23 protein-coding genes are annotated in these 26,681 nt (G+C 68.7%); 11 read left to right on the forward strand and 12 right to left on the reverse strand.

Annotation, left to right across the window (positions count from 1 at the left end):
* Positions 1-37 precede the first annotated feature (37 nt).
* The 4 genes from ACFW3F_RS00315 to ACFW3F_RS00330 are packed head-to-tail and all read right to left on the reverse strand — an operon-like array spanning position 38 to position 4,002.
* The gene (locus ACFW3F_RS00315) at positions 38-1,135 is read right to left on the reverse strand and encodes a CaiB/BaiF CoA transferase family protein (RefSeq protein WP_388053168.1); all 1,098 of its coding nucleotides are present in this window, start codon (positions 1,133-1,135) and stop codon (positions 38-40) included.
* Positions 1,132-1,776, reverse strand: coding sequence for a TetR/AcrR family transcriptional regulator (locus ACFW3F_RS00320; protein ID WP_388053170.1), 645 nt, complete (start codon positions 1,774-1,776; stop codon positions 1,132-1,134). Before ACFW3F_RS00320 ends, ACFW3F_RS00315 begins: the two co-directional genes overlap by 4 nt.
* Positions 1,757-3,367 carry a class I adenylate-forming enzyme family protein gene (locus ACFW3F_RS00325; protein ID WP_388053171.1) on the reverse strand — a complete coding sequence of 537 codons (1,611 nt, stop codon included), beginning with the start codon at positions 3,365-3,367 and terminating at the stop codon, positions 1,757-1,759. Before ACFW3F_RS00325 ends, ACFW3F_RS00320 begins: the two co-directional genes overlap by 20 nt.
* The gene (locus tag ACFW3F_RS00330) at positions 3,364-4,002 is read right to left on the reverse strand and encodes a nitroreductase family protein (RefSeq protein WP_388053173.1); all 639 of its coding nucleotides are present in this window, start codon (positions 4,000-4,002) and stop codon (positions 3,364-3,366) included. The genes ACFW3F_RS00325 and ACFW3F_RS00330 overlap by 4 nt, the downstream gene beginning before the upstream one ends.
* Positions 4,003-4,140: 138 nt before the next feature.
* Between ACFW3F_RS00330 and ACFW3F_RS00335 the strand changes: the two genes are divergently transcribed.
* The 4 genes from ACFW3F_RS00335 to zapE (ACFW3F_RS00350) all read left to right on the forward strand — a co-directional run bounded on the left by ACFW3F_RS00335 (position 4,141) and on the right by zapE (ACFW3F_RS00350) (position 8,604).
* Complete coding sequence (locus ACFW3F_RS00335) at positions 4,141-6,087, forward strand: flavin-containing monooxygenase (protein ID WP_388053175.1); 1,947 nt, start codon at positions 4,141-4,143, stop codon at positions 6,085-6,087.
* Positions 6,088-6,106: 19 nt separating this feature from the next.
* Positions 6,107-6,925 carry a sulfurtransferase gene (locus ACFW3F_RS00340; RefSeq protein ID WP_388053177.1) on the forward strand — a complete coding sequence of 273 codons (819 nt, stop codon included), beginning with the start codon at positions 6,107-6,109 and terminating at the stop codon, positions 6,923-6,925.
* Positions 6,922-7,497, forward strand: a complete 576-nt coding sequence (locus ACFW3F_RS00345; RefSeq protein WP_388053179.1) for a GNAT family N-acetyltransferase — start codon at positions 6,922-6,924, stop codon at positions 7,495-7,497. The genes ACFW3F_RS00340 and ACFW3F_RS00345 overlap by 4 nt, the downstream gene beginning before the upstream one ends.
* 93 nt (positions 7,498-7,590) lie before the next feature.
* The gene (zapE, locus tag ACFW3F_RS00350) at positions 7,591-8,604 is read left to right on the forward strand and encodes a cell division protein ZapE (RefSeq protein WP_388053181.1); all 1,014 of its coding nucleotides are present in this window, start codon (positions 7,591-7,593) and stop codon (positions 8,602-8,604) included.
* 245 nt (positions 8,605-8,849) lie between these two features.
* On the opposite strand, the gene zapE (ACFW3F_RS00355) is transcribed toward zapE (ACFW3F_RS00350), so the two are convergent.
* Entirely contained in the window at positions 8,850-9,863 is a 1,014-nt protein-coding gene (gene zapE / locus ACFW3F_RS00355; protein WP_388053183.1) for a cell division protein ZapE, read from the reverse strand.
* Positions 9,864-9,898: 35 nt separating this feature from the next.
* Here zapE (ACFW3F_RS00355) and ACFW3F_RS00360 point away from each other — a divergent pair, with 35 nt between their 5' ends.
* From ACFW3F_RS00360 to msrB, 4 genes are all read left to right on the forward strand, one after another.
* Positions 9,899-10,717, forward strand: coding sequence for a pyrimidine reductase family protein (locus ACFW3F_RS00360; RefSeq protein ID WP_388053185.1), 819 nt, complete (start codon positions 9,899-9,901; stop codon positions 10,715-10,717).
* A gap of 79 nt (positions 10,718-10,796) precedes the next feature.
* Positions 10,797-12,407, forward strand: a complete 1,611-nt coding sequence (locus ACFW3F_RS00365; protein ID WP_388053187.1) for an alpha/beta hydrolase — start codon at positions 10,797-10,799, stop codon at positions 12,405-12,407.
* Between the two features lie 59 nt (positions 12,408-12,466).
* Positions 12,467-13,756 (forward strand): glycosyltransferase family 87 protein, encoded by a 1,290-nt coding sequence (locus ACFW3F_RS00370; RefSeq protein ID WP_388053189.1) that lies wholly within the window; start codon positions 12,467-12,469, stop codon positions 13,754-13,756.
* A 35-nt stretch (positions 13,757-13,791) separates the two neighbouring features.
* A complete protein-coding gene (gene msrB, locus ACFW3F_RS00375; RefSeq protein ID WP_388053191.1) occupies positions 13,792-14,220 on the forward strand; it encodes a peptide-methionine (R)-S-oxide reductase MsrB in 429 nt (142 codons plus the stop codon).
* 30 nt (positions 14,221-14,250) lie between these two features.
* Here the strand turns inward: msrB and hemQ are convergent, their stop codons facing one another.
* From hemQ to hemE, 3 genes are read right to left on the reverse strand one after another with little or no spacing between them, the layout of a single operon-like run.
* Complete coding sequence (gene hemQ, locus ACFW3F_RS00380; protein ID WP_388053193.1) at positions 14,251-14,946, reverse strand: hydrogen peroxide-dependent heme synthase; 696 nt, start codon at positions 14,944-14,946, stop codon at positions 14,251-14,253.
* A 57-nt stretch (positions 14,947-15,003) separates the two neighbouring features.
* The gene (locus ACFW3F_RS00385; RefSeq protein WP_388053195.1) at positions 15,004-16,425 is read right to left on the reverse strand and encodes an FAD-dependent oxidoreductase; all 1,422 of its coding nucleotides are present in this window, start codon (positions 16,423-16,425) and stop codon (positions 15,004-15,006) included.
* Entirely contained in the window at positions 16,425-17,489 is a 1,065-nt protein-coding gene (gene hemE / locus ACFW3F_RS00390) for a uroporphyrinogen decarboxylase (protein ID WP_388053196.1), read from the reverse strand. The genes ACFW3F_RS00385 and hemE overlap by 1 nt, the downstream gene beginning before the upstream one ends.
* 92 nt (positions 17,490-17,581) lie before the next feature.
* On the opposite strand from hemE, the gene ACFW3F_RS00395 reads away from it, so the two are divergent.
* The 3 genes from ACFW3F_RS00395 to ACFW3F_RS00405 all read left to right on the forward strand — a co-directional run bounded on the left by ACFW3F_RS00395 (position 17,582) and on the right by ACFW3F_RS00405 (position 20,002).
* On the forward strand, positions 17,582-18,208 hold the full coding sequence (locus ACFW3F_RS00395) for a DUF3000 domain-containing protein (RefSeq protein WP_388053198.1): 627 nt from the start codon (positions 17,582-17,584) through the stop codon (positions 18,206-18,208).
* Positions 18,205-19,482 (forward strand): HRDC domain-containing protein, encoded by a 1,278-nt coding sequence (locus tag ACFW3F_RS00400; RefSeq protein ID WP_388053200.1) that lies wholly within the window; start codon positions 18,205-18,207, stop codon positions 19,480-19,482. Before ACFW3F_RS00395 ends, ACFW3F_RS00400 begins: the two co-directional genes overlap by 4 nt.
* A gap of 91 nt (positions 19,483-19,573) precedes the next feature.
* The gene (locus ACFW3F_RS00405) at positions 19,574-20,002 is read left to right on the forward strand and encodes an SRPBCC family protein (protein WP_388053202.1); all 429 of its coding nucleotides are present in this window, start codon (positions 19,574-19,576) and stop codon (positions 20,000-20,002) included.
* 19 nt (positions 20,003-20,021) lie between these two features.
* Here ACFW3F_RS00405 and ACFW3F_RS00410 read toward each other — a convergent pair whose 3' ends face one another.
* The 4 genes from ACFW3F_RS00410 to ACFW3F_RS00425 form a co-directional block, all read right to left on the reverse strand.
* Positions 20,022-21,170: a glutamate--cysteine ligase gene (locus ACFW3F_RS00410; RefSeq protein ID WP_388053664.1), complete on the reverse strand. Its 1,149-nt coding sequence runs from the start codon at positions 21,168-21,170 to the stop codon at positions 20,022-20,024.
* A gap of 48 nt (positions 21,171-21,218) precedes the next feature.
* A complete protein-coding gene (gene dxs / locus ACFW3F_RS00415) occupies positions 21,219-23,177 on the reverse strand; it encodes a 1-deoxy-D-xylulose-5-phosphate synthase (RefSeq protein ID WP_388053204.1) in 1,959 nt (652 codons plus the stop codon).
* A 113-nt stretch (positions 23,178-23,290) separates the two neighbouring features.
* Entirely contained in the window at positions 23,291-24,604 is a 1,314-nt protein-coding gene (locus ACFW3F_RS00420; protein WP_388053206.1) for a class I SAM-dependent RNA methyltransferase, read from the reverse strand.
* Positions 24,601-26,616 (reverse strand): APC family permease, encoded by a 2,016-nt coding sequence (locus tag ACFW3F_RS00425; RefSeq protein WP_388053208.1) that lies wholly within the window; start codon positions 26,614-26,616, stop codon positions 24,601-24,603. The genes ACFW3F_RS00420 and ACFW3F_RS00425 overlap by 4 nt, the downstream gene beginning before the upstream one ends.
* Between the last annotated feature and the right edge of the window lie 65 nt (positions 26,617-26,681).

Raw genomic sequence — 26,681 nt, forward strand, 5'->3', positions numbered from 1 at the left:
CCGGTCTCGCCGGGGGTTTTTCGTTGTCATCGCGTTCCTACGAAGCCGCCGAGGTCCACTCGTCGACGATCTGCCCCAGCGAAGCGGCCGTCGGCCCGGAGGGCGGGGGCAACTCCGTCCGGGAGAAACGCGGCGCCGGCGCCGGCGCGATCGCGTCGTCGACGCGCACGAAGGAGCCCCGCTGCACCGCGGCCGGGTCCGCGGCGGCTTCGTCGAAGTCGAGAACCGGTGTCACACAGGCGTCCACGTCGGCGAACACACTCCCCCAGTCGTCGTGTGTACGCGTGCCGAAGCGGGCCTGCAGCGCCGCGCCGATCACGGGCCACGAGGCACGGTCCCACCGGTCGGGCAGATCGCCCACCCCGAGCGTGTCGACCAGATTCCGCCAGAACTTCTCCTCAAGAGCACCGACGGCGACGAACCTGCCGTCGGCGCACCGGTACGTCGCATAGAACGGCGCCGACCCGTCGAGCAGATTGCCCTGGTCGCGAGTCCCCCAGCGTCCGGCCGCCTTCCACGACCATTGGAGCGCGGCGAGCAGTCCGGCGCCGTCAACCATCGCGGCGTCGATCACCTGACCGCGCCCCGAACGAGTCCGGTCGTGCAGGGCAGCCAGCACGCCGACGACGAGCAGCATCGATCCCCCGCCGAAGTCGCCGACGAGCGAGAGCGGCGGCACCGGAGGCGATCCGGCCGGGCCCATCGCCTCGAGCACACCGGTGACGGCGAGGTAGTTGATGTCGTGTCCCGCGCTCAGAGCCCGGTCTCCGTCCTGACCCCACCCGGTCATTCGTGCGTAGATGAGTTGCGGTGCATCGGAGCAGATCTCGGGGCCCAGTCCGAGGCGTTCCATCACGCCCGGCCGGAATCCCTCGACGACGATGTCGGAGTGCAGGATCAGCTCGCGGATACCCGCGAGGTCGTCGGGGTCCTTCACGTCGGCGTCGACGCTGCGTCGCGACCGGTACAGACCGGCGTCGGCGTCCGGGATGCCATCTGGCCCGGGCAGGTCGGGGCCGGGCCGCCGGATACGGACGACGTCGGCGCCCAGGTCGGCGAGCAGCATGCACGCGTGCGGCGTCGGCCCGAGTCCGTGCATCTCGACCACCCGTACGCCCACGAGTGGGCCGCTCACGACGTCGGACGGTGGTGGAGAACGCCACCGATCGTGAAGTCGACGTAGTCGCGTACCAACAGGTCGACATCGTGGGAGTCGTTGAGCCACCAACTGATCCCGTTCATCAGGTCCAGCACGGCGATCGCGGACTGATGCGGGTCGCGCACCTCGAACAGTCCCAGCCGCGCGCCGGCGTCGATCACATCGCGGATCCGACGCTGGTAGTACTTGCGATAGTCGGTGACCACCCGGCGGTGCTCGGGTGTCAGCGCCGACAGCTCACGAAGGGCGACAAGGTGTTCCACCCGGTGGCGCGCGAGACGCCGGACATGCGCCTCGATCAGATTCGTCAGCCGTTCCACCGGTCCGCCCTCGGCGTCGAGCAGCAGCAGATCCTGCTGCGGATCCTCGGTCATCCGCAGCGCGATCGCGTAGAGGATCTCCTCCTTGGACTGGAAGTGGTTGTAGAGGCTCGCCCCGCGCATGCCGACCGCCTGGGCGATGTCGCGCATGCCGGCGTTGGAGTACCCGTGATCGGCGAAGTAGCTTGCGGCTGCCTCGACGATCTCGTCGCGACGGCGTCGCGGCCGCCGATCTGTCCGCTGCCGGTGATCGCCGGCTGCCGGTGCGGCGTCGTCCTCAGCCCTGACCGGTTCCATAGGCCTTCCTCAACTCGCGTTTGAGCAGTTTGCCCTGGGCGTCGGTCGGCAGTGCGTCGACGACATGAACCTCCTTGGGCACCTTGTACGATGCCAGGTCGGTCCGGCAGTACTCACGAATGTCCGCGCCGGTGTGTTCGGCACCGGCACGCAGCACCACGAACCCCGTGACAGCCTCCGACCAGTACGGGTCGGGCAGGCCCACAACCGCTGCGCGCTCGACGTCGGGGTGCGCCTGCAGGACTCGCTCGACCTCCTGCGAGGCGACGTTGTAGCCGCCGGTCTTGATCATGTCCTTGCGGCGGTCGCGAAAGAACAGATTGCCCTCTGCGTCGATACGGACAATGTCGCCGGTGTGGACCCAGCCACCCTCGAAGACCTGCGCGGTGCGCTCGGGATCCTTGTGGTAACCGAGCATCACCGACGGTGTGCGGCACAGCAGTTCGCCCTCCTCGGCGTCGTTGCCGTCGGCGTCGACGACCCGCACCTCGAGATGACCGACCGGCTTGCCGATCCAGGTGGGGTCCTGGTCGGGCACGTCCTCGAGCCGACGGAACCAGCCGACGGAGCCGAGCTGGGTGAGCTCGGACTGTCCCCAGTAGGTTCCCCACACCGACTCCGGTGTGGCCGCGGCCCACGCGTCGACGGCGTGCGGCGACACCTGCCCGCCGTAGGTCAGGCAGCGACGCACCGAACCGACTGTGTCGGGACCGAAGTCGGGGTGATTGGCCAGCGCGATGAAGAAGGTCGGCGTCTGCGCGAGAACCGAGATCCGCTCGTCCCGGATCATCCGCAACGCCGTCGCCGGGTCGACTGCGGCGGGCAGCACCAGGGTGGCGCCCAGCAGCGTCAGCGACGTCAGCGAGCCGATCCCGGCGATGGTGTGGAAGGGCATCACATAGAGCCACACGTCGTCGTTGCGGCAGCGCAGCCCCCACGTGTACGCGGGCGAGGTGGAGATGAGGTAGTTCCGGTGGGCGATCTCGACGCCCTTGGGCGTCGACTCGGTGCCGCTGGTGTAGACGATCATCGCGAGGTCGTGTTCGTCGACGTCGCACTCGGGTTCGGAATCGTCGGCCTTGGAGATCGACTCGTCGAGAGAGTTCCACGAGTTCGCCTCGGCGTCGCCGACGACGAGCACCGAGATGCCGAGACCGTCGGCGATCGGACCGGCCAGCTCCGACAGGGGTTGTTCGACGACGAGCACCGTCGGCTCGAGGTGGCGGAGCTGCTGGGCGACTTCGCCTTCCCGGAACATGGGGCTCACGCCGGAGTACGCAGCGCCGACCTTGAGGGCACCGTAGTAGGTGGCGACCGTCTCGACCCGGTTGCGGCTCATCACCGCAACCCGGTCCCCTCGGCCGACGCCGAGGTCGAGCAGCACGTGCGCAACCCGATTGGCCAGCGCGTTGAGTTCGGCGTACGACGTCGACGTCCGTCCGCCCTGCGCGTCATAGGCCACGATCGCCGGTGTCGAACCCTGGGACCGGGCCAGGCGCCGCAGCTGGTCGCCGATGGTGGCCCGGCCGAGCATCGAGGTCTGTGCGGGTGTGAGCGTGCGCGTCGCGGGTTTCACTGCGGGGGCGCTCACGCGAACATCCGGTTGTCGAAGCGATCGAGGAACGTGATCTCCTCGACCGGGGTCCGGGTCAGTTTGCGGGGGAAGTCGTCGCGCGGGTAGCCGACGGCGATGTGCGCGGCGGTGAGGTAGCCCTCGGGGATTCCGAGGAGATCCTTCACCTCGTTCTCGGCGGCGCACAGCAAGGTGGTCAGCGCGGTCGCCACGCCCTGTTGCCGTAGCGCGAGGGTGAGGTTCTGCACGCTCGGGTAGATCGAGGCGCCGCCGACGACGCTGAGCCTGCCGAGTTCGTGGTCGGTGGGATGCAAGCCGTCCATCTCGGCGCAGACCACGATCAGGGCCGGCACCTCGGCGAGGTGGTGTGCGAAGTAGTTGGCGCTCTCCACTGTCTTGGGAATCGCACCGACCTTCTTCGACCCCTCGACCACGGCGGCGTAGTAGCCCTCCCAGAACGGCAGGTAGAGGTCGGCCAGAGCCTTCTTCACCACCTCGTCGCGGACGACGATCCACCGGACGGGTTGGCGGTTGCCACCCTGCGGGCCGAACCGCGCGTCGTCGAACGCCCGGTACAGCACCTCGTCCTCGACCGGCCGCTCGCTGAAGTAGCGGCAGGTACCCGTAGTGCGCATCGCCTCGCTGAGATCCATGACAATCCTCCGTGATCACTAACCGTTGTTAGTATGACTGAGGACACAGTTGCACACCGAGTTTGCGGCGTCAATAGCCAACTTTCCGGATTCTTTCAGGTGTTGACGTCGCGTTACTAACAGTGGTTAGTTCTAGTCATGACATCCGTTTCCTTGCAGTCGGGGACCCCACCGCACACCGCGGAGATCCGCGCGGCCGTCGCCGCCGGCAACATCCCGACCCTGCTCGCCGTCCTCGTGGAGATGACGGGCGACACCCGGTGGATGGCGGACCGATACCGCCCCACACGGAGCCGCGGCATGGACGACAACGCCTCCGGTGGGCTCGACGAGGACATTCAGCACGAGATCCGCGAGGCGGTCGTCGCAACCCTCGAGGACTGGTATGGCCGGGGTCGTCCCGAGCGGACACCGGCCGACGAAGCGCTCGTCGCATCGCTGATGTCGTTCACCGCCGGCGAGGAAGTGGCACCGGAATTCGGACCGATGATGACCGAGATCGTGCGCGGCGACCTTCGTCGTACGCACCTGCCGCCCGTGCCCGAGGATCTCGCCACCTCGATGGACGCTCTGGTGATCGGCGCCGGAGTCGCCGGCATGCTGATATCCACCCAACTCGCCGCCGCCGGCGTGGAGCACACCGTGCTGGAGAAGAACGACGAGGTCGGTGGCTCCTGGTACGAGAACCGCTACCCAGGGGCGGGCGTGGACACGCCGAGCTACCTCTACTCGATCTCGTCCTTCGATCACCCGTGGTCGACACACTTCGGCAAGCGCGACGAGGTGCAGGGTTACCTGCAGGCCTTCGCCGACCGGCACGCGGTGCGTGATCGGATCCGCTTCGGCACCGAGGTCCTCTCGGCCGCCTACAGCTCCGACACCCAGCGATGGACGGTCCACATCCGGGACCGCGAGGGCCACCAGGACACCCTGACCGCCCGGATCCTGATCAGCGCGGTCGGACTCCTCAACCGTCCCAAACTCCCCCAGCTTCCGGGCATGGCCGACTTCACCGGTCCGATCTTCCATTCCGCGCAATGGCCGGATGAACTCGACGAACCAGGCGCTCTCACGGGCAAGCGGGTCGCCATCGTCGGGTCCGGTGCCAGTGCGATGCAGATCGGGCCTGCGATAGCCGATCGGGTCGGATCGCTGACGATCTTCCAGCGCTCACCGCAGTGGATCGCACCGAACGACGACTACTTCGCGCCGGTCGGCGACAACGTGCACTGGCTGATGGACAACCTCCCCGGATACCGCGAGTGGTACCGGGCGCGGCTGTCGTGGATCTTCAACGACAAGGTCCACTCCACTCTGCGGGTCGACCCGGACTGGCCCGAGCCGACCGCGTCGATCAACGCCACCAACCACGGTCACCGCGAGTTCTACCTGCGCTATCTGCGCACCGAACTCGGCGACCGCGAGGACCTCATCGAACTGTCGACTCCCGACTATCCGCCCTTCGGAAAGCGGATGCTGCTGGACAACGGCTGGTTTCGCATGCTGCGCCGGCCGAATGTCGAACTGGTTCCGCACGGCGTCGACCGGGTCACACCCGACGGACTCGTCGACGGCACCGGGTCCGCCCGCGACTTCGACATCATCGTCTTCGCCACCGGATTCCACAGCGACCGCTACCTCTACCCCATGGACATAGCGGGGCGCAGCGGACAGAACACGGTCGAGGCGTGGGGTGATCACGACGCCTACGCCTACCTCGGCATCACCGCGCCCGACTTCCCCAACCTGTTCATCCTGACCGGACCGAACACGGCGCTCGGGCACGGCGGCAGCTTCATCAGCATCCTCGAATACCAGGTGCGCTACGTGTGCGACGCCCTTCGCGCCATGATCGAGAACCGCCTGGGCGCACTGGAAGTCCGGCGTGACGTCACCGAGGAGTACAACGACGCCGTTGACCGCGCCCACGCGCAGATGGTGTGGACGCACCCGGCGATGACCAACTGGTATCGCAATCCCGACGGCCGCGTCGTCGCCGTGCTGCCGTGGCGAATCGTCGACTACTGGGCGCGGACGCGCACAGTCGACCTCGCGGACTTCGTCGCCGAACCGCTCGGCGACTGACGGGACTACCGTGTCGGACATGACTTCGCTCATCTCCGCCCCCGACCTCGCCGCGCGCCTCGGCGAGGAGAACCTCCGTATCGTCGACGCCACTGTTCACCTGACCTTCGACGCCGACGGCGCGCATGTGGCCTCCGGCCGCGACAGCTATCTGGCCGGACACCTGCCCGGTGCGGTGTTCGCCGACCAGATCGCCGACCTCAGCGACCCCGACGGCGAGGCGCCCTTCGCCGCGGCCGACTCGGCTCGATTCGCCGCGGCGATCGGTGGCCTCGGCGTCGGCGACGACTCGACGGTCGTCGTCTACGACACCGTCAACGGGATCTGGGCCACTCGCCTGTGGTGGCAGTTCGGACTCGAGGGATTCGACGACGTGCTCGTCCTCGACGGCGGATACTCCGCCTGGACCGCGGCGGGCCTTCCGGTCGAGACCGGCGAGGTCGACCGGCCTGCAGCATCATTCACCCCGCACCGCCGACCAGGACGGATCGTGTCCACCGACGAGGTCGCCGCCGCCACCGACGACTCCTCGGTCCTGTTGGTCAACGCCCTCGACCGGGAGTCGTTCGCGAGTGGCCACATTCCCGGCAGTGTCAACGTGCCGTTCGCCGAACTGGTCGACGACGCCGGCCGCCTCCGGCCACTCGAGGAGCTGCGCGAGCTGTTCGGTGCCGCGGGCGCCCTCGACCCGTCGGTGCGGCCCGTCACCTATTGCGGCGGTGGGATCGCGGCCACCGCAGCCGCTTTCGCACTGCGCACCCTCGGCCGGGACGACGTCGCGGTCTACGACGGCTCGATGAACGCCTGGACCGCCGACCCGGCACGGCCGCTGTCGTGAGCGATCCCGACAGCACCGGCGTCACCGAAGTCACCGTGGAGGTGGTGACCGACCCCGCGGCGGCAGCGGGTGTCGCCGAGGTCGCCGCACTCACGTTCCCGCTCGCGTGCCCGCCGCACGCCGCACCCGCCGACATCGACGACTTCGTCGCGACAAATCTGCGCGAGAGCAACTTTCGTGCCCACATCGCCGATCCGCGTGCCGATGTCCTCGTCGCCCGCGACGGCGTCGGCGGCCCGATCCTGGGCTACGCGCTGTTGATGCACACCGAGCCGACACACCCCGACGTGTGCGCGGTCGTCACCGAGCGTCCGGTGAGCGAGGTGTCGAAGATGTACGTGCTGCGCGATCATCATTCTCGGCAGGGCGCCACCCCATCCCATCTCCTCATGGGTGCCGCGCTCGAACGTGCACGAGCACACGGCAGCTCGCTGATCTGGCTGGGCGTCAACCAACTCAACGCCCGCGCCCAGCGTTTCTACACGAAGATGGGTTTCGAGCGCGCAGGCGTGAAGACCTTCACCCTCGGGGACAGCATCGAACACGATTACGTGTTCACGCAACGGCTGTGAGGCGTCGGCTCGGGTGGCTCGGCCCGCGAACAGGTCTCGTGACTTTGCCCACGCACCGTCGAGGCACCGTAGTTTCCGTGTGACTATTTCTGGGTGTCCGCAGCGCGTCATACCGTAGCCGCCGCGATCTCCGCGGCGGCCGTCGACGCCGGCATCGCACTGGACACTCAGCAGCGACTGCTCGTCGATCGGCTCGCGAACCTGGAGGAACACCGGCGGACACGACGCTCATCGATCCAGCGCGGCCTCTACATCTACGGCTCGGCCGGCCGAGGCAAGACGTGGCTTGCCGACGCCTTCTACGACGCGTCTCCGACAGCCAGGAAAGCGCGAGTCCATTTCCACGGCTTCTTCGAGGAACTCCATCGCCGCGTCCACGAGCACCGGGACGACCCGGAATCGCTACGGCTGGGTATCGACGGCGTCGTCGGCGACAGCGAGTTGTTGTATTTCGATGAGCTCCATGTGCACGACTCCGGGGACGCACGTCTGCTCACGCGCTTGCTGGAGTATGTGCTCGCCCGCCGCATCAGCGTCCTGGCGACATCGAACTACGCCCCGGACGATCTGCTGCCGAATCCCATCTGGCACCAACTGTTCGAGCGCGGGATCACGTTGATCAAGAACCATTTCGACGTCCACCATCTGAGCGGACAGACCGACTACCGCACGTCTGTCCGCGGCCACGCTGTCGGCTTCGCCGCAGGCACCTGGACGACGCTGCCATCAGATCGCCCGTCCGTCGACACGGAGACGGTCGTGTTGACCGTTCGCGGAAGACGATTCGAGGTCCAGTCCGAGCGTGACGGGCATCTGCAGGCCTCGTTTGGGCAACTGTGTGACGCGCCGGTGTCGACGATCGAGTATCTGACGTGGGCGCGCATGTTTCCCCGCTGGACGATAAGCGACGTACCGACATTCGATGTCGCCGACGAGGAAGCGCAGCAGAGGTTCATCAACCTGGTGGACATCCTGGTCGACGAGGACATCGCCGTCACCTTCACCTCGAACCACACCTTGCCCGTCTTCTGCACCGCCGCCACCGCATCCCGTCCAGACGCCTTCCGTATGACCAGTCGCATGCAATTGATCCGTCCGACTCCGTAGTCGCAGCGACAAGTACCTGACCCACTGGCCCGCCCCACCCGCAAACGCACCCCTTTTCCGTAAACCCACCGCGCTCGGACCGGGTGGGTTCACGGAAAAGGGGTGGGTTTGTTTGTTGGCCCGGACATGGGGTGTGAAAAGCGCGCCCGTTTGGGCACGCTGCCGGGACGGCCCCGGAACCCGGGGCCGTACACGAACATTGACAACTCCACAGTGTGCGGGCCGACCTGTCGTCGGCCCGGATGTCAGGCCGCCGACTCGGCGAACCGCGACAGGGCGAGCAGGCGCGACGTGGCACGCAGGTACTTCTTGCGATAACCACCCGCGAGCATCTCCTCGGTGAAGATCTCGTCGAGCTTCGCTCCCGCAACGGTGACCGGGACGTGCGCGTCGTAGAGGCGGTCGGCGAGGACCACCAGCCGCAGCGCCACCGACTGGTCCTGCGCCGGATGCACTCCCGAGATGCAGACAAGGGAGACACCGTCGACGAGGTCTTTGTACTTCGACGGGTGCAGCGTGCTGAGGTGATCACACAGGGCGTCGAAGTCGTCGAGGGTCGCGCCCTCGGTGGCCTCGGCGATCTCGGTGAGTTCGGATTCGCTGCGCGGTTCCGGAGCAGGCGGCAGGTCGCGGTGGCGGTAATCGGGACCGTCGACGCGGATCGTCTCGAACACCGCGGACAGCTTGCGGATCTCGCGGAGGAAGTCCTGGGCGGCGAACCGGCCTTCGCCGAGCTGACCGGGGAGGGTGTTGGAGGTGGCCACGATCGACACGCCCTTGGCGGTGAGCTCGGTGAGGAGCCGCGAGACGAGCATCGTGTCGCCCGGGTCGTCGAGTTCGAACTCGTCGATACACAGCACTGTGTGCTGGGACAGGCGTTCGACCGCGTTCACGAAGCCGAGCGCGCCGACCACGTGGGTGACCTCCACGAACGTCGCGAACGACTTCGGCGCCGGCATCGAGTGGTAGATGGACGCCAACAAGTGGGTCTTGCCGACACCGAAGCCGCCGTCGAGATACAGACCCACACCCTGGGGCGCCGCCTTACGGGAGAACAGACCCTTCTTGCCCGAGCGCGCCTTCGACGCCCGCACCACGAAGTCGCGAGCCTTGGCCACCGCCTCGGCCTGCGACGGCTCGTTCGGGTCGGGGATGTAGGAGTCGAAGCTCACGTCGTCGAATGTCGACGGGGGCACCATCTCGTCGATGAGTGCGTCGGGCGAGGTCGCAGGGTTGCGATCGCAGAGTCGGGCCACCATGTGTGGAGAGTAGCCATCCACGGAATGATGAACACATGTTCCACCTGCAGAAAGCGACCCAGGTCACATACGACGACGAGCTACATCTCCTGACCGAGCTCTACCGGTACCCGCCTCGCCCGTCCTCGGGTCCGGGCGCCGGTGCACCGTTCGTGCGCGCGAACATGGTGTCGTCGATCGACGGCGCCGTCACCTATGACGGCAAATCCGGTGGGCTCGGCGGGCCCGGCGACAAGGCCCTGTTTCGTGTACTCCGGGGGCTCGCCGACGTCATCCTCGTGGGTGCGGGCACTGCTACCACCGAGGGCTACGGGCAGCCCGGACCCGACGAGGCGCTCGCCGCGCATCGCGAATCGCTGGGGCAGGCGCCTGCGCCGGCGCTCGCACTGGTGTCACGATCGTTGTCGGTACCGCCTGACTACGAACCCATATCCGACCCGAACACAGTGATCCTCACCTGTACGAGTGCGCCCACAGATCGGCGGCAGGGGCTGCTCGACGCGGGTGCCACGCTGGTCGACTGCGGCGACGACACCGTGTCGACCTCGGCGATCCTCGAACACTGCGCTGACCGTGGCTGGTCACGCGTGCTCTGTGAGGGCGGGCCGAGTCTGCTCGGTTCGCTCGTGTCCGCCGACGCCGTGGACGAACTGTGTCTGACCACCAGCCCACACCTCGTCGGCGGGAACGCCGGCCGGATCGCGGTCACCGGGGACTCGGCGTCCGGCAACAGCTCGGCGTCCGGCGACAGCTCGGCGGTCCTGCACGCCCTGCGCCCCGCGTCGATCATCACCGACGACGACGGGTTCGTGTTCACCCGATGGCTCCGTCACGGACGCTCGTCGACCCGGTGACCTTGTCGGCCCTGTCCCCGAGGCGCCCCCGACACCCGGCCCGGGCGTCTTCTCGGATCCGTTGACTACTCTCGCGGACATGCCAAGAGCGCACACCCCGGCCGTCGGCGAAGGACGCAGCACCCGCCCGAGGGCTCTCTCGGGTGTCGTCGCCGGCGTGATCGCAGCGATCGTCCTGTCCTCCTGCGCCGTCGGTCCCGATCGCGGGCCGGACCTGATCCCCGGCGGCGGAGGACAACCGGGGCCGGCCACGTCATCGTCGACCGCTCCCCCCGTACCGGCTCTCGCGGTGCCGAAGACCGATCTCGAGTGGAGTGAGTGCGCGGCCGAGACGAGCGAACGGTACGGGGTGGCACGTCCGGAGGGCGTGACGATCGAATGCGCCGAGTACGACTCGCCCATCGACCGCGACCGGCCCGACGGCGAAGTGGTCTCGATCGCGGTGACTCGCGCCCGGACCGCCGACACGCCGCCCGACGCCGCGCCGCTCGTCCTCACCTCCGGCTCCGACCTGCCATCCTCACGAACCCTGATGGTGATGTCCTCCGGTCCGGGCGGCGCTCTCCTCGCATCGCATCCGGTGGTGGCGGTCGACCATCGCGGAATCCCGCTCAGCACCGACATCGACTGCATGACACGACTGGAACGCGCGACGATCGCGAACAACGGCCTCACCGACCGCGGGACGACCACCGACGCCCGGATCTCCCGCCTCGCGGCCGCCGCGTCATCGGCCTCCGACGGATGTACGGAGACGCTGACCCCTTATCAGCTGAGTTTCGGGGCGGCGAGCGCCGCCGCGGACCTCGAGTCGCTCCGTCAACGATGGGGCGTCGAGCATCTCGGGCTCATCGGCTCCGGCGAAGGGTCCGACGTCGTGCTCGGCTATGCGTCGCTGTACGGCGGGCGTGCCGCGCGGATCATCCTCGACACCCCGACTCCGTTCGGCGCCAACGCACGCGACCGCGCCCAGTCGCAGGCGCAGGGTGTGCAGGTCGCGCTCCAGGGTTTCGCGCAGCGGTGCTCGGCGCTCCCCGGCTGTGCGCTCGGCTCCAACGGCGTCGCCACGATGACACGCATGCTCGGCAAGGCACGTGCGGGCGACCTCGAGTCGCTGTCGGACACCGCAGCGCTCAGCGCGATCACCACGACGCTGGCACTCGCCTCGGACCGGCCGCAATCGCTCCTCGATCTCGCCGACGCGATCGCGGCCGCAGACCGCGGTCAGACCGCTGCGCTGGTCCGTCTCGCCGATCGCGCCGCGACCCTCCGACTCACCGACGGAGCTCTGGTCTCCCGGTGCAACGACGTCACCGGCCCGGTCGGCCAGAACGAGGTGCCGGGATTGGTGGACGCGTGGTCGAAGCAGAACCCCCTCACCGGCGCCAACAGCGCGCTGTCGCTCGTCCGGTGCAACGGCTGGGCCTCGGGCAATGCGGTGCGGCCGCCCACGTCGCTGCCCGCCGACCCACTGATCCTCAACGGCACGCGTGACCCGATCAACGGCGGAGAGGGAGCCGCCGCGCTGGTCCCCCTGTTCATGAATGCCGAGGCCGAACCGGTGACCGTCACCTGGGACGGCCTGGGGTTCTCCGTGCTGGGGCGAAGCGCCTGCGCCGCCGAGGTGGTCACCGAGTATGTCGACCGTGCAGATCTGCAGGGCCCGACCCAGCGCGGCTGTCCCACCTGACGTCGCCCGACCGCGTCGCACAGTTCTGAGCTCGACGGCGCACGTAGTACGGTTCGCGGGTGGCCAATCTCGACAGGTATCTCTACCCCCCGATGAGTGCTCAACGGATCATTCCGATGATCCTGTGGCCGATCAGCCTGCTCATGGTCGTACACCGCTCGGTGTTCCTGGGGGTCAACGGTGACCGCACCGACGACTTCAAACCGGTGTACAACGCGGCCTTCAACTTCCTGAACGGCCTGCCCGTCTACGGCGAGAACTACGCAACCGTCGACCCGCACTACCTCTACCCGCCGTCGGGCACCCTGCTGATGGCGCCGGTTGCGGTGATCGACTACGAGCGCGCGCGGTGGGCCTTCATCGCCGTGAGCGTGGTCGCACTGCTGGTCTGTGCGTACCTGCTCACCCGGATGTTCGGGTTCGCGCTGAACTCGTGGGTCATGCCGACGGTCCTCTTCTTCTTCTTCAGTACCGAGACCGTCTCGCACACACTGGTCTTCACGAACTTCAACTCGTTCGTGCTGCTGGGGCTCGTCGCATTTCTCATGCTGATGCTGACCAGGCACGACTGGTGGGCCGGAGTGCCCATGGGCCTCACCCTGGCCGTCAAACCGGTATTGGCACCACTCATGCTCCTGCCATTGCTCAACCGCCAGTGGCGGGTGTTCGCGCTCGCCATCGCGATCCCGATCGTCCTGACCATCGTCGCCTGGCCCCTCTCGGTCGACGCCGACGACTTCGTCAGCCGGACGGTCCCGTATCTCGGTGAGGCACGCGACTACTACAACAGTTCGATCGCCGGCAACGGTGCGTACTTCGGGGTCTCGCCGTGGCTGATCCTGCTCCTCCGCGTCGGCTTCGTCGCGATGGCCGCGTTCTCGCTGTGGTTCCTGTATCGCTACTACCGTCGGACCAACGAATTGCTGTGGCTGGCCGCCTCGTCCGGAGTGCTGTTGTGCACCACGTTCCTGGTCGGGTCCCTCGGTCAGGGGTACTACTCGATGCTCCTGTTCCCGCTGCTGATGACGGTGTTGCTGCCCGGGTCACCGATGCGCAACTGGCCCGCGTGGCTCGGCGTCTACGGGTGCATGACCTTCGACGGCTTCTACTCGCAGCGCTGGACGGCGTTCGGATGGATGGTCGAGTACAACAAGGTGACCTGGGGTTGGTCGTTGCTGATGGTCGCCGTGTTCTGCTCACTGCTGTTCCGCTATCTCGACATGCGGTCCGACGGGGTGGCCGGCATGATGCCGCCGGTCCGGTCGGAATCCGACGCGCCGCGGATCCCCACTGGCCAGGACGAAGCCGCGGCGAGCACGGCCACCGTCGGCCTGTCGAAACAGGGCTGACGCAGCCGATCCTGCCGCGCGCTACCGTGGAGGACATGACCGACAGCACCCCGTCGACCGACGCCGAGAATCTCGCCGACCTCACCGACGACCAGTGGAGGCAGCGCCTGACCCCGGCCGAATACCGGGTTCTACGCCAAGCGGGTACCGAAGCACCCTTCACCGGTGAGTACACCGACACCAAGGCGGTCGGTATCTACCGCTGCCGCGCCTGCAACACCGAGTTGTTCCGCAGCGAGCAGAAATTCGAATCGCATTGTGGCTGGCCGTCGTTCTTCTCCCCGCTGGCCGGCGACAAGATCATCGAGGTCGAGGACACCTCGCTCGGCATGCGACGCGTCGAGGTGCTCTGCGCGAACTGCAAGAGCCACCTCGGCCACGTCTTCGCCGGTGAGGGCTACGACACCCCCACCGACCTCCGCTACTGCATCAACTCGATCAGCCTCACCCTCGAAGAGGCCTAGCCTCGCGGATCTCGGCGACGATCGCGATGCTCAGGGCAGAGCGTCGATCAGCGCGGGGACCTCGACCCGCGGACCGGTGAAGAAGGGCGTCTCTTCGCGCACATGCAACCGGGCCTCGGTGGCGCGCAGATCGCGCATGAGGTCGACGATGCGGTGCAGCTCGGGCGCCTCGAAGGCGAGCAGCCATTCGTAGTCGCCGAGCGCGAACGACGACACGGTGTTGGCCCGGACGTCCTTGTACGCCCGGGCGGCCTTGCCGTGGTCGGCGAGCATCTTACGACGCTCCTCGTCGGGCAGCAGGTACCACTCGTAGGACCGCACGAACGGGTACACGCAGATGTAGTTGCCGGCTTCCTCGCCCGCGAGGAAGGCCGGGATGTGGCTCTTGTTGAACTCCGCCGGGCGATGCAGCGCAACATTGCTCCACACCGGGTTGCACGCGCGTCCCAGAACCGTCTCGCGGCGGAACTTGGCGTAGGCGGCCTGGATCGGCTCGACGTCTTCGGCGTGCCACCAGATCATGAAGTCGGCGTCGGCGCGCAGTCCCGACACGTCGTAGACACCGCGGACCACGACGCCACTGTCCTCGAGCGACTTGAAGAAGTCCGCGGCATCGGATTTGGCCTGATCGCGATCGGCACCCAGTTCACCGGGGCGGACCGCGAACACCGAGAACATCAGGTAGCGGATCGTCGAGTTGAGTTCTGCGTAATCCAAGCGGCTCATGGATGCCATCGTGCCACCGCCGCCCACCCGACGACCAGGCAGGTCAACCGTGTGCGGTCATGCCAGATCGTCGAGCAGTTCGGCCGCCGCGCGGCCGGCTCGGCCGATGCAGGCCGGTACCCCGACCCCGGCATACGACGACCCGGCCAGGGCGAGACGAGACGGCCGCGCGGCCAGCACCTGCGACATCGCGGCGAGGTGCCCGGGCGCATAGACCGGTAGACCGTCGTCCCAGCGCTGCACGTACACGTCGACGACCCGCGACGACACCGGTGCGACTCCGGTTGCGCGACACACCTCGTCGAGGTCCTCGAGTGCCTCACGACGCAACCGGTCGGCGACACCGGGTTCGGTCGACTCATCCGGTACCGGAGCACCGAACCGTCCGAACGACGCGCGGACCGACACCGGCCGGTCCGCGCCAGACAGGTCCGGCCCGGCCAGATGCGCCCACTTCTGCGAACTGAACGTGAATGCCTTGGCGCGCAGCCCTTCTCCGGTACCCACCAGCACGCCGGAGTGCTCGGGCAGCACCGTGCCCGGCGCGAGGGCGATCGACACCACGACCGACGAGGCTCGCCGGACGGCCCGCAGCGGGGCGGACAGCTCCGGCGCGCACTGGTGCAGGAGGTCACCCGCCCGCCAGGCCGGCACCGCCAAGACCACCCCGTCGTACGATCGCGGGTCGCGGCCCGCGCCGAATCCCAGGCTCCACCCTTCCGTCGATGGAGCGAGTTCGGTGACCGGAGTGAGGATCTCGGGTTCGACGCCGGCCGCGGTCCGCAGTGCGTCGAGAAGGACCGCGTATCCACCGACAAGTGCGCCGAAGACGGGCCCGGAGACACCCGCACCCGCGGTGATGAGATCGCCGACGGCGGCGGTGAGCGACGGCGCGCCTGCGTCGAGGCGCGCGGCGAGCGCCGGTAGTGCCTCACGGACCCCGATGTCGCCCGCGAGGCTGGAGTACACACCGCCGAGCATCGGATCGAGGCTGCGGGCGACCACAGAGGGACCGAACCGCTCGGCGACCAGTTGTCCGACAGCGATGTCCCCGCCGGCCTCCCAGCGCAACGGACGTTCGGGTTCACCGGTCATTCGGTCGAGGTCGTCGGGGTCGACGAGGCCGTCGACGACCGCCGGCCCGGCCGGGATGCCCATCAGCGCCGGAGTGGGCAACGGATGCAAACGCTCTCCCGACCACACCGCGGGACGCCGCGGCGTCGGCGAGACGATCCGGTCGGCGAGGCCGAGTTCGGTCACGAGTTCGAGCGCCTCGGGGCGCCGCACGATGAACGCCTCCGCTCCGACATCGACGGCGCGCTCGCCGACGGTCGTGGTGTGCAGCACGCCGCCCACCCGTCCGGAGGCCTCGACGAGGTCGATGTGTGCGTCGGGCCCGAGGGCATGACGCAGACGGTAAGCGGCGGTCAGACCGGAGATCCCACCGCCGACGATCGCGATCCGGACCCGCGAGGACATCAGAGGCTGTGGATCACTTCGACGGCCCGCGTCAGCACATCCGGGTCGGTGCCGGGGAGCACGCCGTGGCCGAGGTTGAAGATGTGACCGACCGCCCCGGCGGCGATCGCCCGGTCGCCGTCGGCGACGACCCGTCGCACCTCGGCGTCCACGACATCGGTGCCGGCGAACAGCAGGGTCGGGTCGAGGTTGCCCTGCACGGCCTTGCCCGGTCCGACCCGGCGCACGGCCTCTTCGAGCGGCACGCGCCAGTCGACGCCGATGACATCGGCGCCGACGTGCGCCATCGGGGCGAGCAGCTCGCCGGTGCCGACGCCGAAGTGGATGCGCGGCACCCCGTATCCGGCGACCTCGGCCAGCACGCGAGCGCTGTGCGGCGCGACGAAACGCTGGTAGTCCGCGGCCGACAGCATCCCTGCCCAGGAGTCGAAGAGCTGGATCGCGTCGACACCGGCGTCGAGCTGGACGCGCAGGAACGCGATGGTGATGTCGGCGAGGCGTGCCATGAGCTCGGCCCACGTCTCGGGATCGCCGTGCATCATCGCCTTGGTCCGCTCGTAGTTGCGGCTCGGGCCACCCTCGATCAGGTACGAGGCGAGGGTGAACGGTGCACCCGCGAAGCCGATCAGCGCCGTGGCGTCGCCCAGCTCGCCGAGCAACAGTTCGATGGCACGCGCGATCGACCCGACCGTGGCCGGTTCCAGGCGCGGGATCCGCGACACCGCGTCGGGCGAGCGCACCGGCTCGGCGATCACCGGTCCGGTCCCGGCGACGATGTCGAGGTCGATGCCGGCGGCCTTGAGGGGCACCACGATGTCGGAGAACAGGATCGCCGCGTCGACGTCGTGCCGGCGGACCGGCTGCATGGTGATCTCGCAGACCAGTTCCGCGTCGAAGCAGGACTCGAGCATGCCGTGATCGGCACGGATGGCCCGGTATTCGGGCAACGAGCGGCCCGCCTGCCGCATGAACCACACCGGACGGCGTGACGGGGTCGCGCCGGTCGCCGCGGCGACGAGCGGTAGGTGCGACCTGTGGACCCGGGTACCAGTTGCGTTCGACATCACCGCTCACTCTGCCATGCCCGCCGATCTCCACGCGGGTGGTGTCGGCGCGCCTCCGCCGTGCCCGGGCACCCCAGCTCTACGGTCGAGCGGTGACCTCTTCGGGAGCTCCGGACGAGCCTGCTGATTTCCGCGCGGCGGTGGAGTCGCTGCACGCTGCCCGGGTGCGCCGCGAGATCGAGGTCGGACCCATCCGCCCGCCGCAGCGCCTGGCGCCCTACAGCTACGCGGTCGGCGCCGAGGTGCGACCGGCCGAAGACCTCGACGAGGTACCCACGGACTCGCAGGGCAGCGCGTTCGGGCGCCTCATCCTGCTCTTCGACCCCGCCGGGCAGGACGCCTGGAACGGCACCATGCGCCTCGTCGCGTTCCTACAGGCCGAGGTCGAGGCCGCGCTCGCCATGGACCCATTGCTGCCCGAGGTGGCGTGGAGCTGGCTCAGCGACGCGCTGGGCGTGCCGGTGGGCGCCACCGCCACCCCCGAGGGTTCCTCGCATCACGTCGACGTGACCGCGCTCGGCGGGACCGTCACCTCCACGACGTCGGTGCGCTACGGCGACATCGCCGGACCCCCGCGCGCACATCAGCTCGAGGTGCGGGCCTCGTGGACCGCGCCGACCGCGGACGGATTGAACGGCCACCTCGAGGCGTTCTGCGACGTCCTCGCCTCCGCGGCCGGCCTCCCGCCGGTCGGGGTGACCGAACTCGGCGCGACGTGAACGATTCCGCTACCGAGGACCCAGCTCCCGAGGACCCCGCCCCGGAGGTCACCCCGCTGCTCCGACCGGCGGGCGGCGTGCCCCCTGTGCTCGCGACCGCCGCCGAATTCGCGGATGCCGCAGCAGCTCTCGCGGCCGGTAGCGGACCGATCGCCGTCGACACCGAGCGCGCGTCGGGCTACCGCTACTCTCAGCGCGCCTATCTGATCCAGATCAAGCGTCGCGGATCGGGCAGCTTCCTGCTCGATCCGATCAGCGATCCCGACGCACTCGCGCCGGTGATCGATGCGCTGCGCGGACCGGAGTGGGTGCTGCACGCCGCCGACCAGGACCTTCCGTGCCTGCGTGAGCTCGGTTTCGAGTGCGTCGAGCTGTACGACACCGAACTGGCCGGACGTCTCCTGGGCCTGGCGAAGGTCAACCTCGCGGCAATGGTGGCCGAATTCCTCGGGCTGGGGCTCCTCAAGGGTCACGGCGCCGCCGACTGGTCGCGTCGCCCCCTGCCCGACGAGTGGTTGAACTACGCCGCACTCGACGTCGAGGTCCTCGTCGAGCTGCGCGACGCGATGGACGCCGCGCTCGCGGCTGCCGGCAAAGATGGTTGGGCGCGTGAGGAATTCGCATACATCCTCACCCGACCGCCGGCACCGCCGCGGACCGATCGGTGGCGCAAGACCTCGAACATCCACACCGTCAAGTCCAGCCGCGCGCTGGCCGCGGTCCGCGAACTGTGGACCGCGCGCGAGGAACTGGCGCAGCGCCGCGACGTCGCGCCCGGGCGCATCCTGCCCGACACCGCCATCGTCAACGCCGCGACCGTGAACCCGGAGTCGGCCGCCGACCTCACCGCGTTGCCGGTCTTCGGCGGTCCGCGTCAGCGCCGCCAGGCGGGGATCTGGCTGTCGGCTCTGCAACGGGCCCGCGAGATCCCGGACAGCAAGCTGCCCTCGCGCAAGACGACCGGACCGGGCCTGCCGCCGGTCAGCCGCTGGGATCAGCGCAATCCCGAGGCCGCGGCACGACTGCAAGCGGTCCGGCCGGTGCTGAAGGAGATCGCCGAAGCCCACACACTGCCGATGGAGAACCTCCTCGCGCCCGATGTGGTCCGACAGTTGTGCTGGGACGGCCTGCCCGAACCGGTCACGACCGAGGCGCTCGATGCGCATCTCGCCGCGGCGGGCGCCCGCGCGTGGCAGCGGACACTCTGTGCAGAAGCCCTGACACGAGCACTCCTGGAGGCCGCCCGACCAGGTCCGACGGCGGCCGGCGAGTAGCCGCACGGCACGGGGAGGGTCCGCTACGACCGACCCGCATCGCCTCCTTCGCGTACATTCGGTCACGACCTTCTGCGATGGGAGCAGTTCTGTGGCCACAGTCTCTGTCGGCATCGACTCCGACCTGGACCCGAGCGCGGCGTGGGCGCTCGCGAGCAACCTCTCGCGCTTCGACGAGTGGATGACCATCTTCGGCGGTTGGCGTTCACCGGTCCCCGAGACGATCACCGAGGGGATGACCATCTCCTCGCTCATCAAGGTCAAGGGCTTCCGCAACGTCATCCACTGGACCGTCACCGACTACGACGAGCCGCGGCTCATCGCACTGTCGGGCACCGGTCGCGGCGGGGTGAACATCGATCTGGCGATGAAGGTCGACGAGATCGCCGACGGCTCCCACTTCGACCTGTCGGCTGAGCTGTCCGGCGGGTTGCTCAACGGACCGGTCGGCCGCCTCGTCGCCAAGGTGCTGGAATCCGATGTGCACAAGTCGATCTCGAATCTGGCGACCCTGCGCTGAACCGTCCTTCCCCGGCCGATCAACGGCACCGGCGGAGCGTGGCCGCACGAACGACCTCGAGCGCCGACCCCGATTCTGCGAAGATGCGCCGCTGACGCGTGGCCCCGTTGCCCTCACGGCCCAGCCGGTCCAGCGCCTGCTGCACACCGTCACGTTCACCGAGCCGGTCCAGCGCCGGCGCGAGAACGGTGAGCATCCGATCCAGGCGGTTCTCGATCGGGGTCAGGGCCCCGGTCGCCGGGTCCAGCGCGCGTCCGTCGACGCCGTCGTGGGCGGCGATCCAGTAGGCGGCTGACAGGAGCGCCGGGTCGAGGACCGCATCCGTGCGTGATCGTCGTCCTTCTTGCCGGAGGTCGTCGAAGGCAGTCATCACCGCGGCACGGACAACGGTGGCGAAGACCTGGGTCTCCTCGACCCGCATCTGCACGTCGCCGACCCGCACCTCGACCGTGGGGAGATGATCTGACGGCCGGGCGTCCCAGTACAGCATGTGCGGGTCCAGGATCGCGCCCGTCGCCACGAGGAGCTCGACCGTCTCGGCGAAGTGCCGGGCCGAGCGAAGATGCGGAGGCGGTCCGGCCGCCGGCCATCGAGACCACAGCACCGACCGCCAACTGGCGTGCCCGGAGTCCGCGTCGCGGTAGACCGCCGAGTTCGCCGCCAGGGCGAGCAGCACCGGTAACCACGGGCGCAGCCAGTTGCACACCGCAACCGCGGTGTCCGTGTCGGGTACGCCCACGTGGACGTGGCAACCGCTGATGCCCTGTTCGTGCGCGAGCATCCCGTAGCGGTCGGCGATCGCGCTGTAGCGGCCGGTGTCGGTCACCGGGAAGGAGTCGGGCACACGCGGCGGCACCCCGCACGCGACGACGTCGACGCCCACGTCGTCGGCTGCGGCCGTCAGGATGCCCCGTAACCGGTGCAGATGATCGCCGATCTCCTGAGTGGATGCCGAAGTGGGCGTGGCGATCTCCACCTGCGACGACGTCAGCTCCAACTCGAGATCGAGGCCTCGCGCCGACGCGGCGGCGGCGACCTCCCGGTTGCGCCCGACCGGGCGTCCGGTCTCGCGATCGACGAGGACGAACTCCTCCTCGACCCCGATGGTCGGCACCGGCGCGGCAACGTGGCTCACAGGGAGAAAATGCCCAGCGGCAGCACCGGCCAAACCGGACCTCTCCGTCATCGCACCGTCCGGAGTTCAGACCGCCGTGGATCAGTCGTCCGCGTGGCTCTCCGCCGGATCGGGCGTGTTCTGGATCGCGCGGTCCAGGCCGGGGCCGGCCTGCATGCCCGACACGGTGGCGGTGATCGACCGGGCGAGATCCTGGGCGGTCAATCCCAGTTCGGCGAGGATCTCGCCGCGGGAGGCGTGCGCGACGAATTCCTGCGGGATGCCCTTGATCTGCACCGGCACCAGCACCTCGGCCGCCGAGAGTGCGGCGGCGACCGCAGAACCGACCCCGCCACTGGTGCACCCGTCCTCGAGCGTGACGACCAAGCGGTGCCTGCGCGCCACCTCGACCACCGATGTCGGCACCGGCAGCACCCAGCGTGGATCGATGACCGTCGCGTCGATGCCCTGGCGCGCGAGCCGTTCGGCGGTGTCGACGGCCAGGCCGCAGAACGCCCCGACCGCGACGATGAGCACATCGCCACCCGCCGGACCGAGGTCACGGTCGGTTCGATGCAGCACGTCGACGCCGTCATCGAGCCGTTCGACGGCCCGGATGTCCTCGGGGACAGCGCCTTTGGAGAAACGCAGCGCTGTCGGGCCGTCGGCGACGCCGAGTGCCTCGTCGAATTCCTCGCGCAGCCGGACGGCGTCCCGCGGGGCAGCCACGCGCAGACCGGGCACCATCGCCATGAGCGAGAGGTCCCACATGCCGTGGTGGCTCGGGCCGTCGGGTCCGGTGATCCCGGAGCGGTCGAGGACGAGCGTCACCGGCTGCCGCAGCAGCGAGACGTCCATCAGCAGTTGGTCGAACGCGCGATTGAGGAACGTCGAGTAGATCGCGACGACCGGGTGCAGTCCGCCGAGGGCCAGACCGGCCGCCGAGGTCATCGCATGCTGCTCGGCGATGCCGACGTCGAACATGCGGTCCGGGTAGCGCTCGCCGAACGGTGTGAGTCCCGTCGGTCCCGGCATGGCCGCGGTGATCGCGACGACGTCGGGTCGATTGGCTCCCGCGTCGAGCAGTGCGGCCGAGAACACCGCCGTCCAGTCCTGGGGGGACACGCTCGTGGGCCGGCCGGTGACCGGGTCGATGATGCCGGTGGCGTGCATCAGGTCGGCGACGTGGTTCTCCGCGTGGGCGTAGCCCATGCCCTTGCGGGTGACGGTGTGCACGATCACCGGTCCGCCGAAGTCGCGCGCCTGACGCAACGCCGACTCGACCGCGTCGATGTCGTGGCCGTCGACGGGGCCCACGTACTTCAGTCCGAGGTCGGTGAACATCGCCTGCGGGGCCAGCAGGTCCTTGAGTCCGCTCTTCATTCCGTGCAGGACCGCGTACGCCGGCTCGCCGACGACGGGGACCTGCTTGACGACCCGACGACCCTCGTCAAGGAACCTCTCGTATCCAGGCTGCAGCCGCAGTCCTGTCAGGTGGCTGGCGAGACCGCCGATCGTCGGCGCGTACGAGCGCCCGTTGTCGTTCACGACGATGACGACCGGACGACTGCAGGCGGCGATGTTGTTGATCGCCTCCCAGCACATCCCGCCGGTGAGGGCGCCGTCACCGACGACCGCGACCACCGTGCGGTGCGACTGACCGGTCAGCTCGAAGGATTTGGCGAGCCCGTCCGCATACGACAGCGCCGCCGAGGCGTGCGACGACTCCACCCAGTCGTGTTCGGACTCCGCGCGCTCCTGGTAGCCGGTGAGACCACCGCGCTGGCGCAGCTGATCGAAGCCGTCCTTGCGACCGGTGACGATCTTGTGGACGTAACACTGATGACCGGTGTCGAACAGGATCGGGTCGGACGGCGAGTCGAAGACGCGGTGTATGCCGAGCGTCAGCTCGACGACGCCGAGGTTCGGACCGAGGTGTCCGCCGGTGGCCGCGACCTTCTCGATCAGGAACGTCCGGATCTCCGAGGCGAGCGTGTCCATCTCCTCGTCCGACAACGGCCGAAGATCGGCCGGCGAGCTGATCCGGTCGAGCACACCCATCGTTTCCTCCATCGTCCGGCACATGTCAGGTCAGTCTACGGAAGCATTCGTCGCGAGCCCGACCCGCGGATGGCCGATGCGTGCGTTGCGCAGACCTCCCGACGTCGCGCTCCTCACCCGGAGGCGGACGGGATCAGGCAGGCCACCGCCTCGACGTGGTGTGTCAGCGGGAACGCGTCGAAACCGCGGATCTCCACGACACGGAAACCGCGCTCGACGAAGAGTCCGAGATCACGTGCGAACCGGGCGGCGTCACAGCCCACGTGAATCACCACGCCGGGCCGTGCGGCGGCGACCGCCGAGATCACCCGTTCCCCGGCACCCGTGCGTGGCGGGTCGAGCACCACGACGTCCGGACGTCCGGTCAGATCGCCAACCCGGGCCGCGACATCCCCGCGGTGGGTGCGCACTCGTTCGCCCTCGTCGGCGAAGGCGCGCTCGGCAGCCGCGAGTGCGGCCGGATCGGAGTCGACGATGTCCACCGAGTCCACACCGTCCACCGAGTCCACGCCGCCGAGCAGAGCGCCCGCGAACACCCCCGCCCCGCCGTACAGATCCCACGCCACCCGTGGCGTCGTCCCGAGATGCGTCGCCGCGAACTCGACGACGGTCTCGGCGTAAGCCCCCGGTGCGTCCCGGTGCGCCTGCCAGAATCCCACGACCGGGATGTCCCATGACCTTCCGCCGACGCGTTGGACCGCGTTCGCCTCGCCCTCGACGACGACCTGGGCACGAGACCGGGCCCGCCGGACCCGATTCTGCTGCGCACGACGCCTGCTGTCGGCGCGACCCCGGCGCGGTGTCTCGACCGGCGCGAGTTCGGTGATGTGCCGCGCGCCCTCGGCATCCAGCACGACGGCGAGCTCGGAGTGCGGGGTGAATCCACCGTCGGCGAGCCCGGCGAGCATCCCCGGCGCGGGTTGCACGCAGGCCTCGGTGACGACCCGCGTTCCGCGGAACGCCGACTGCCCCGGTCGCCCCTGGCCGTCCACTGCCAGCCGTGTTCGTATCCGCCAGCCGGTGTCGGCGCCGCCGAGACGCTGCACGCCGCCGCTCGCCAGCTCGGTGCCGGTGACGACCTCGCTCGGCAGATGGCCGACCCGGTCCAGGACGTCGAGCAGCACAGCCTGTTTCAGCTCTCGGGCGTGCTCGGGTGCCACATGGCCGAGGTCGCAGCACCCGGCACCGGCCGAGGCCGCCGGACACAGCGGAGCCACCCGGTGCGGCGAGGCGTCGAGCACCTCCACCACCTCGCCCCGCCAGTACGAATCGTGCCGGTCGTCGGTGATCTCGGCGATCACGCGCTCGCCCGGGATCGCTCCGCGGACGAACACGACGCGGCCGTCGGCGCGCCCCACCGCCTCACCACCGTTGGCCGGCCGGTCGACGCCGACCTCGATCCGACGCGGGGATCCCGACCCGGTCACAGTCGTCGTTCGGGTTCGCCGAGCGCGCGGCGGGTCTCCCCCGGCGCCCAGTACGCGCGGTCTTCCTTGCGCCGGTCCGACGAGGTGAGCTGCCAGGGCACCGAGGTCACCATCACGCCGGGTTCGAACAGCAGACGTCCCTTGAGCCGCAACGCCGACTGGTTGTGCAGGATCTGCTCCCACCAGTGTCCGACGACGTACTCCGGGATGAACACGGTCACCACGTCACGAGGTGATTCCCGCCGCACCCGGCGCACGTATTCGATGACCGGCCGGGTGATCTCGCGGTACGGCGAGGCGATCACCTTCAGCGGGACCGTGATGTCACTGGCCTCCCACTCCGAGACGAGTTTGCGGGTGTCGCGGTCGTCGACGTTGACCGTGATCGCCTCGAGGACATCCGGACGCGTGGCCCGTGCGTATCGCAGGGCCCGCTTGGACGCCATGTGCAGGCTGGACACCAGCACGATCGAATGCGTACGACTGGGCAGCACGGCCTCGTCGTCGTCCTCGGCACGGTCGAGTTCCCGCTGCACCGATGCGTAATGGTGGTGGATGAGCTTCATCATGACGAACAGCGAGACCATCGCGATCACCGCGATGTAGGCGCCCTCGGTGAACTTGGTCAGGAGCACCACCACGAGGACGGTGGCGGTCATCACCAGACCGACCGTGTTGACCACTCGCGACTGCATCATCCGGCGGCGTGCGTTCGGATCGGTCTCGGTGCGCAACAGGCGGGTCCAGTGTCGAACCATGCCCGTCTGGCTCAGCGTGAACGAGACGAACACACCCACGATGTAGAGCTGGATCAGGGCGGTCACCTGGGCACCGAACGCGACCACGAAGATGATCGCGGCGATCGCGAGGAACAGGATGCCGTTGCTGAACGCCAGCCGGTCGCCTCGGGTGTGCAGCTGACGAGGCAGATATCGGTCCTGGGCGAGTACCGAACCGAGCACCGGGAAGCCGTTGAAGGCCGTGTTGGCGGCCAGCAACAGGATCAGGGCGGTGACGGTGGTGACGAAGAAGAAAGCCGGCGGGAACGAGTCGAACACCGCGTGGGCCAACTGGGCGATCATCGCCTTCTGCTGGTAGCCCTCCGGCGCCCCGACGAGGTCCTGCGCCGGGTTCATCACGTACTTCGCGCCGATCTTCTCGGCCAGCAGCACGATGCCCATCAGCAACGTGATGGAGAAGGCACCCAGCAGCAGCAGAGTCGTCGCGGCATTGCGCGACTTCGGTTTCCGGAATGCCGGCACCCCGTTGCTGATGGCCTCGACCCCGGTGAGGGCCGCACAGCCCGACGAGAACGACCGGGCGACGAGGAAGATCAGCGCCAAGGCGGTGAGGTCGTCCTGCTCGGGCACGATGCCGAAGTCCGCGGTCTCGGAATGGATGTCCTGGCCGAGGACATAGATCTCGGTGAAGCCCCAGATGAGCATGCCGAGGACACCGATGATGAACCCGTAGGTCGGGATGGCCAGGACCGCCCCGGACTCCTTGATGCCGCGCAGGTTGACCGCGGCGAGCAGCATGATCGCGCCGACGCAGAACCAGACCTTGTGTTCGCCGACGAACGGGATCGCCGAGCCGATGTTCTCGGCAGCCGAGGTGACCGACACCGCCACCGTCAGCACGTAGTCCACGAGCAGTGCGCTGCCCACCGTCAGACCCGCGTTGGGACCGAGATTGACGGTCGCGACCTCGTAGTCGCCACCGCCGGAGGGGTAGGCGTGCACGTTCTGCCGGTAGCTGGCGACGACCACCGCCATGACGACGGCGACGGCGATCGCCACCCACGGGGTGAAGGCGAGCGCGCTGATGCCGGCGACCGACAGGACCAGGAAGATCTCCTGCGGCGCGTAGGCCACCGAGCTCATCGCGTCGGAGGCGAACACCGGCAGGGCTATCCGCTTGGGCAGCAGCGTGTGACCGAGCGTGTCGCTGCGGAACGGCCTGCCGAGGAGGAGGCGTTTCGTCGCGACGGACACCTTGGAGACGGTGGACACCAGGCAACCCTAGAGCGTCGGCGCCGAGGCGGGTAGGTTCGACTCGCGGCAGACGAGCCGCGTGT

The organism is Gordonia sp. NPDC058843 (assembly GCF_042743165.1).
In the GTDB taxonomy this organism is placed as follows: Bacteria; Actinomycetota; Actinomycetes; order Mycobacteriales; family Mycobacteriaceae; genus Gordonia.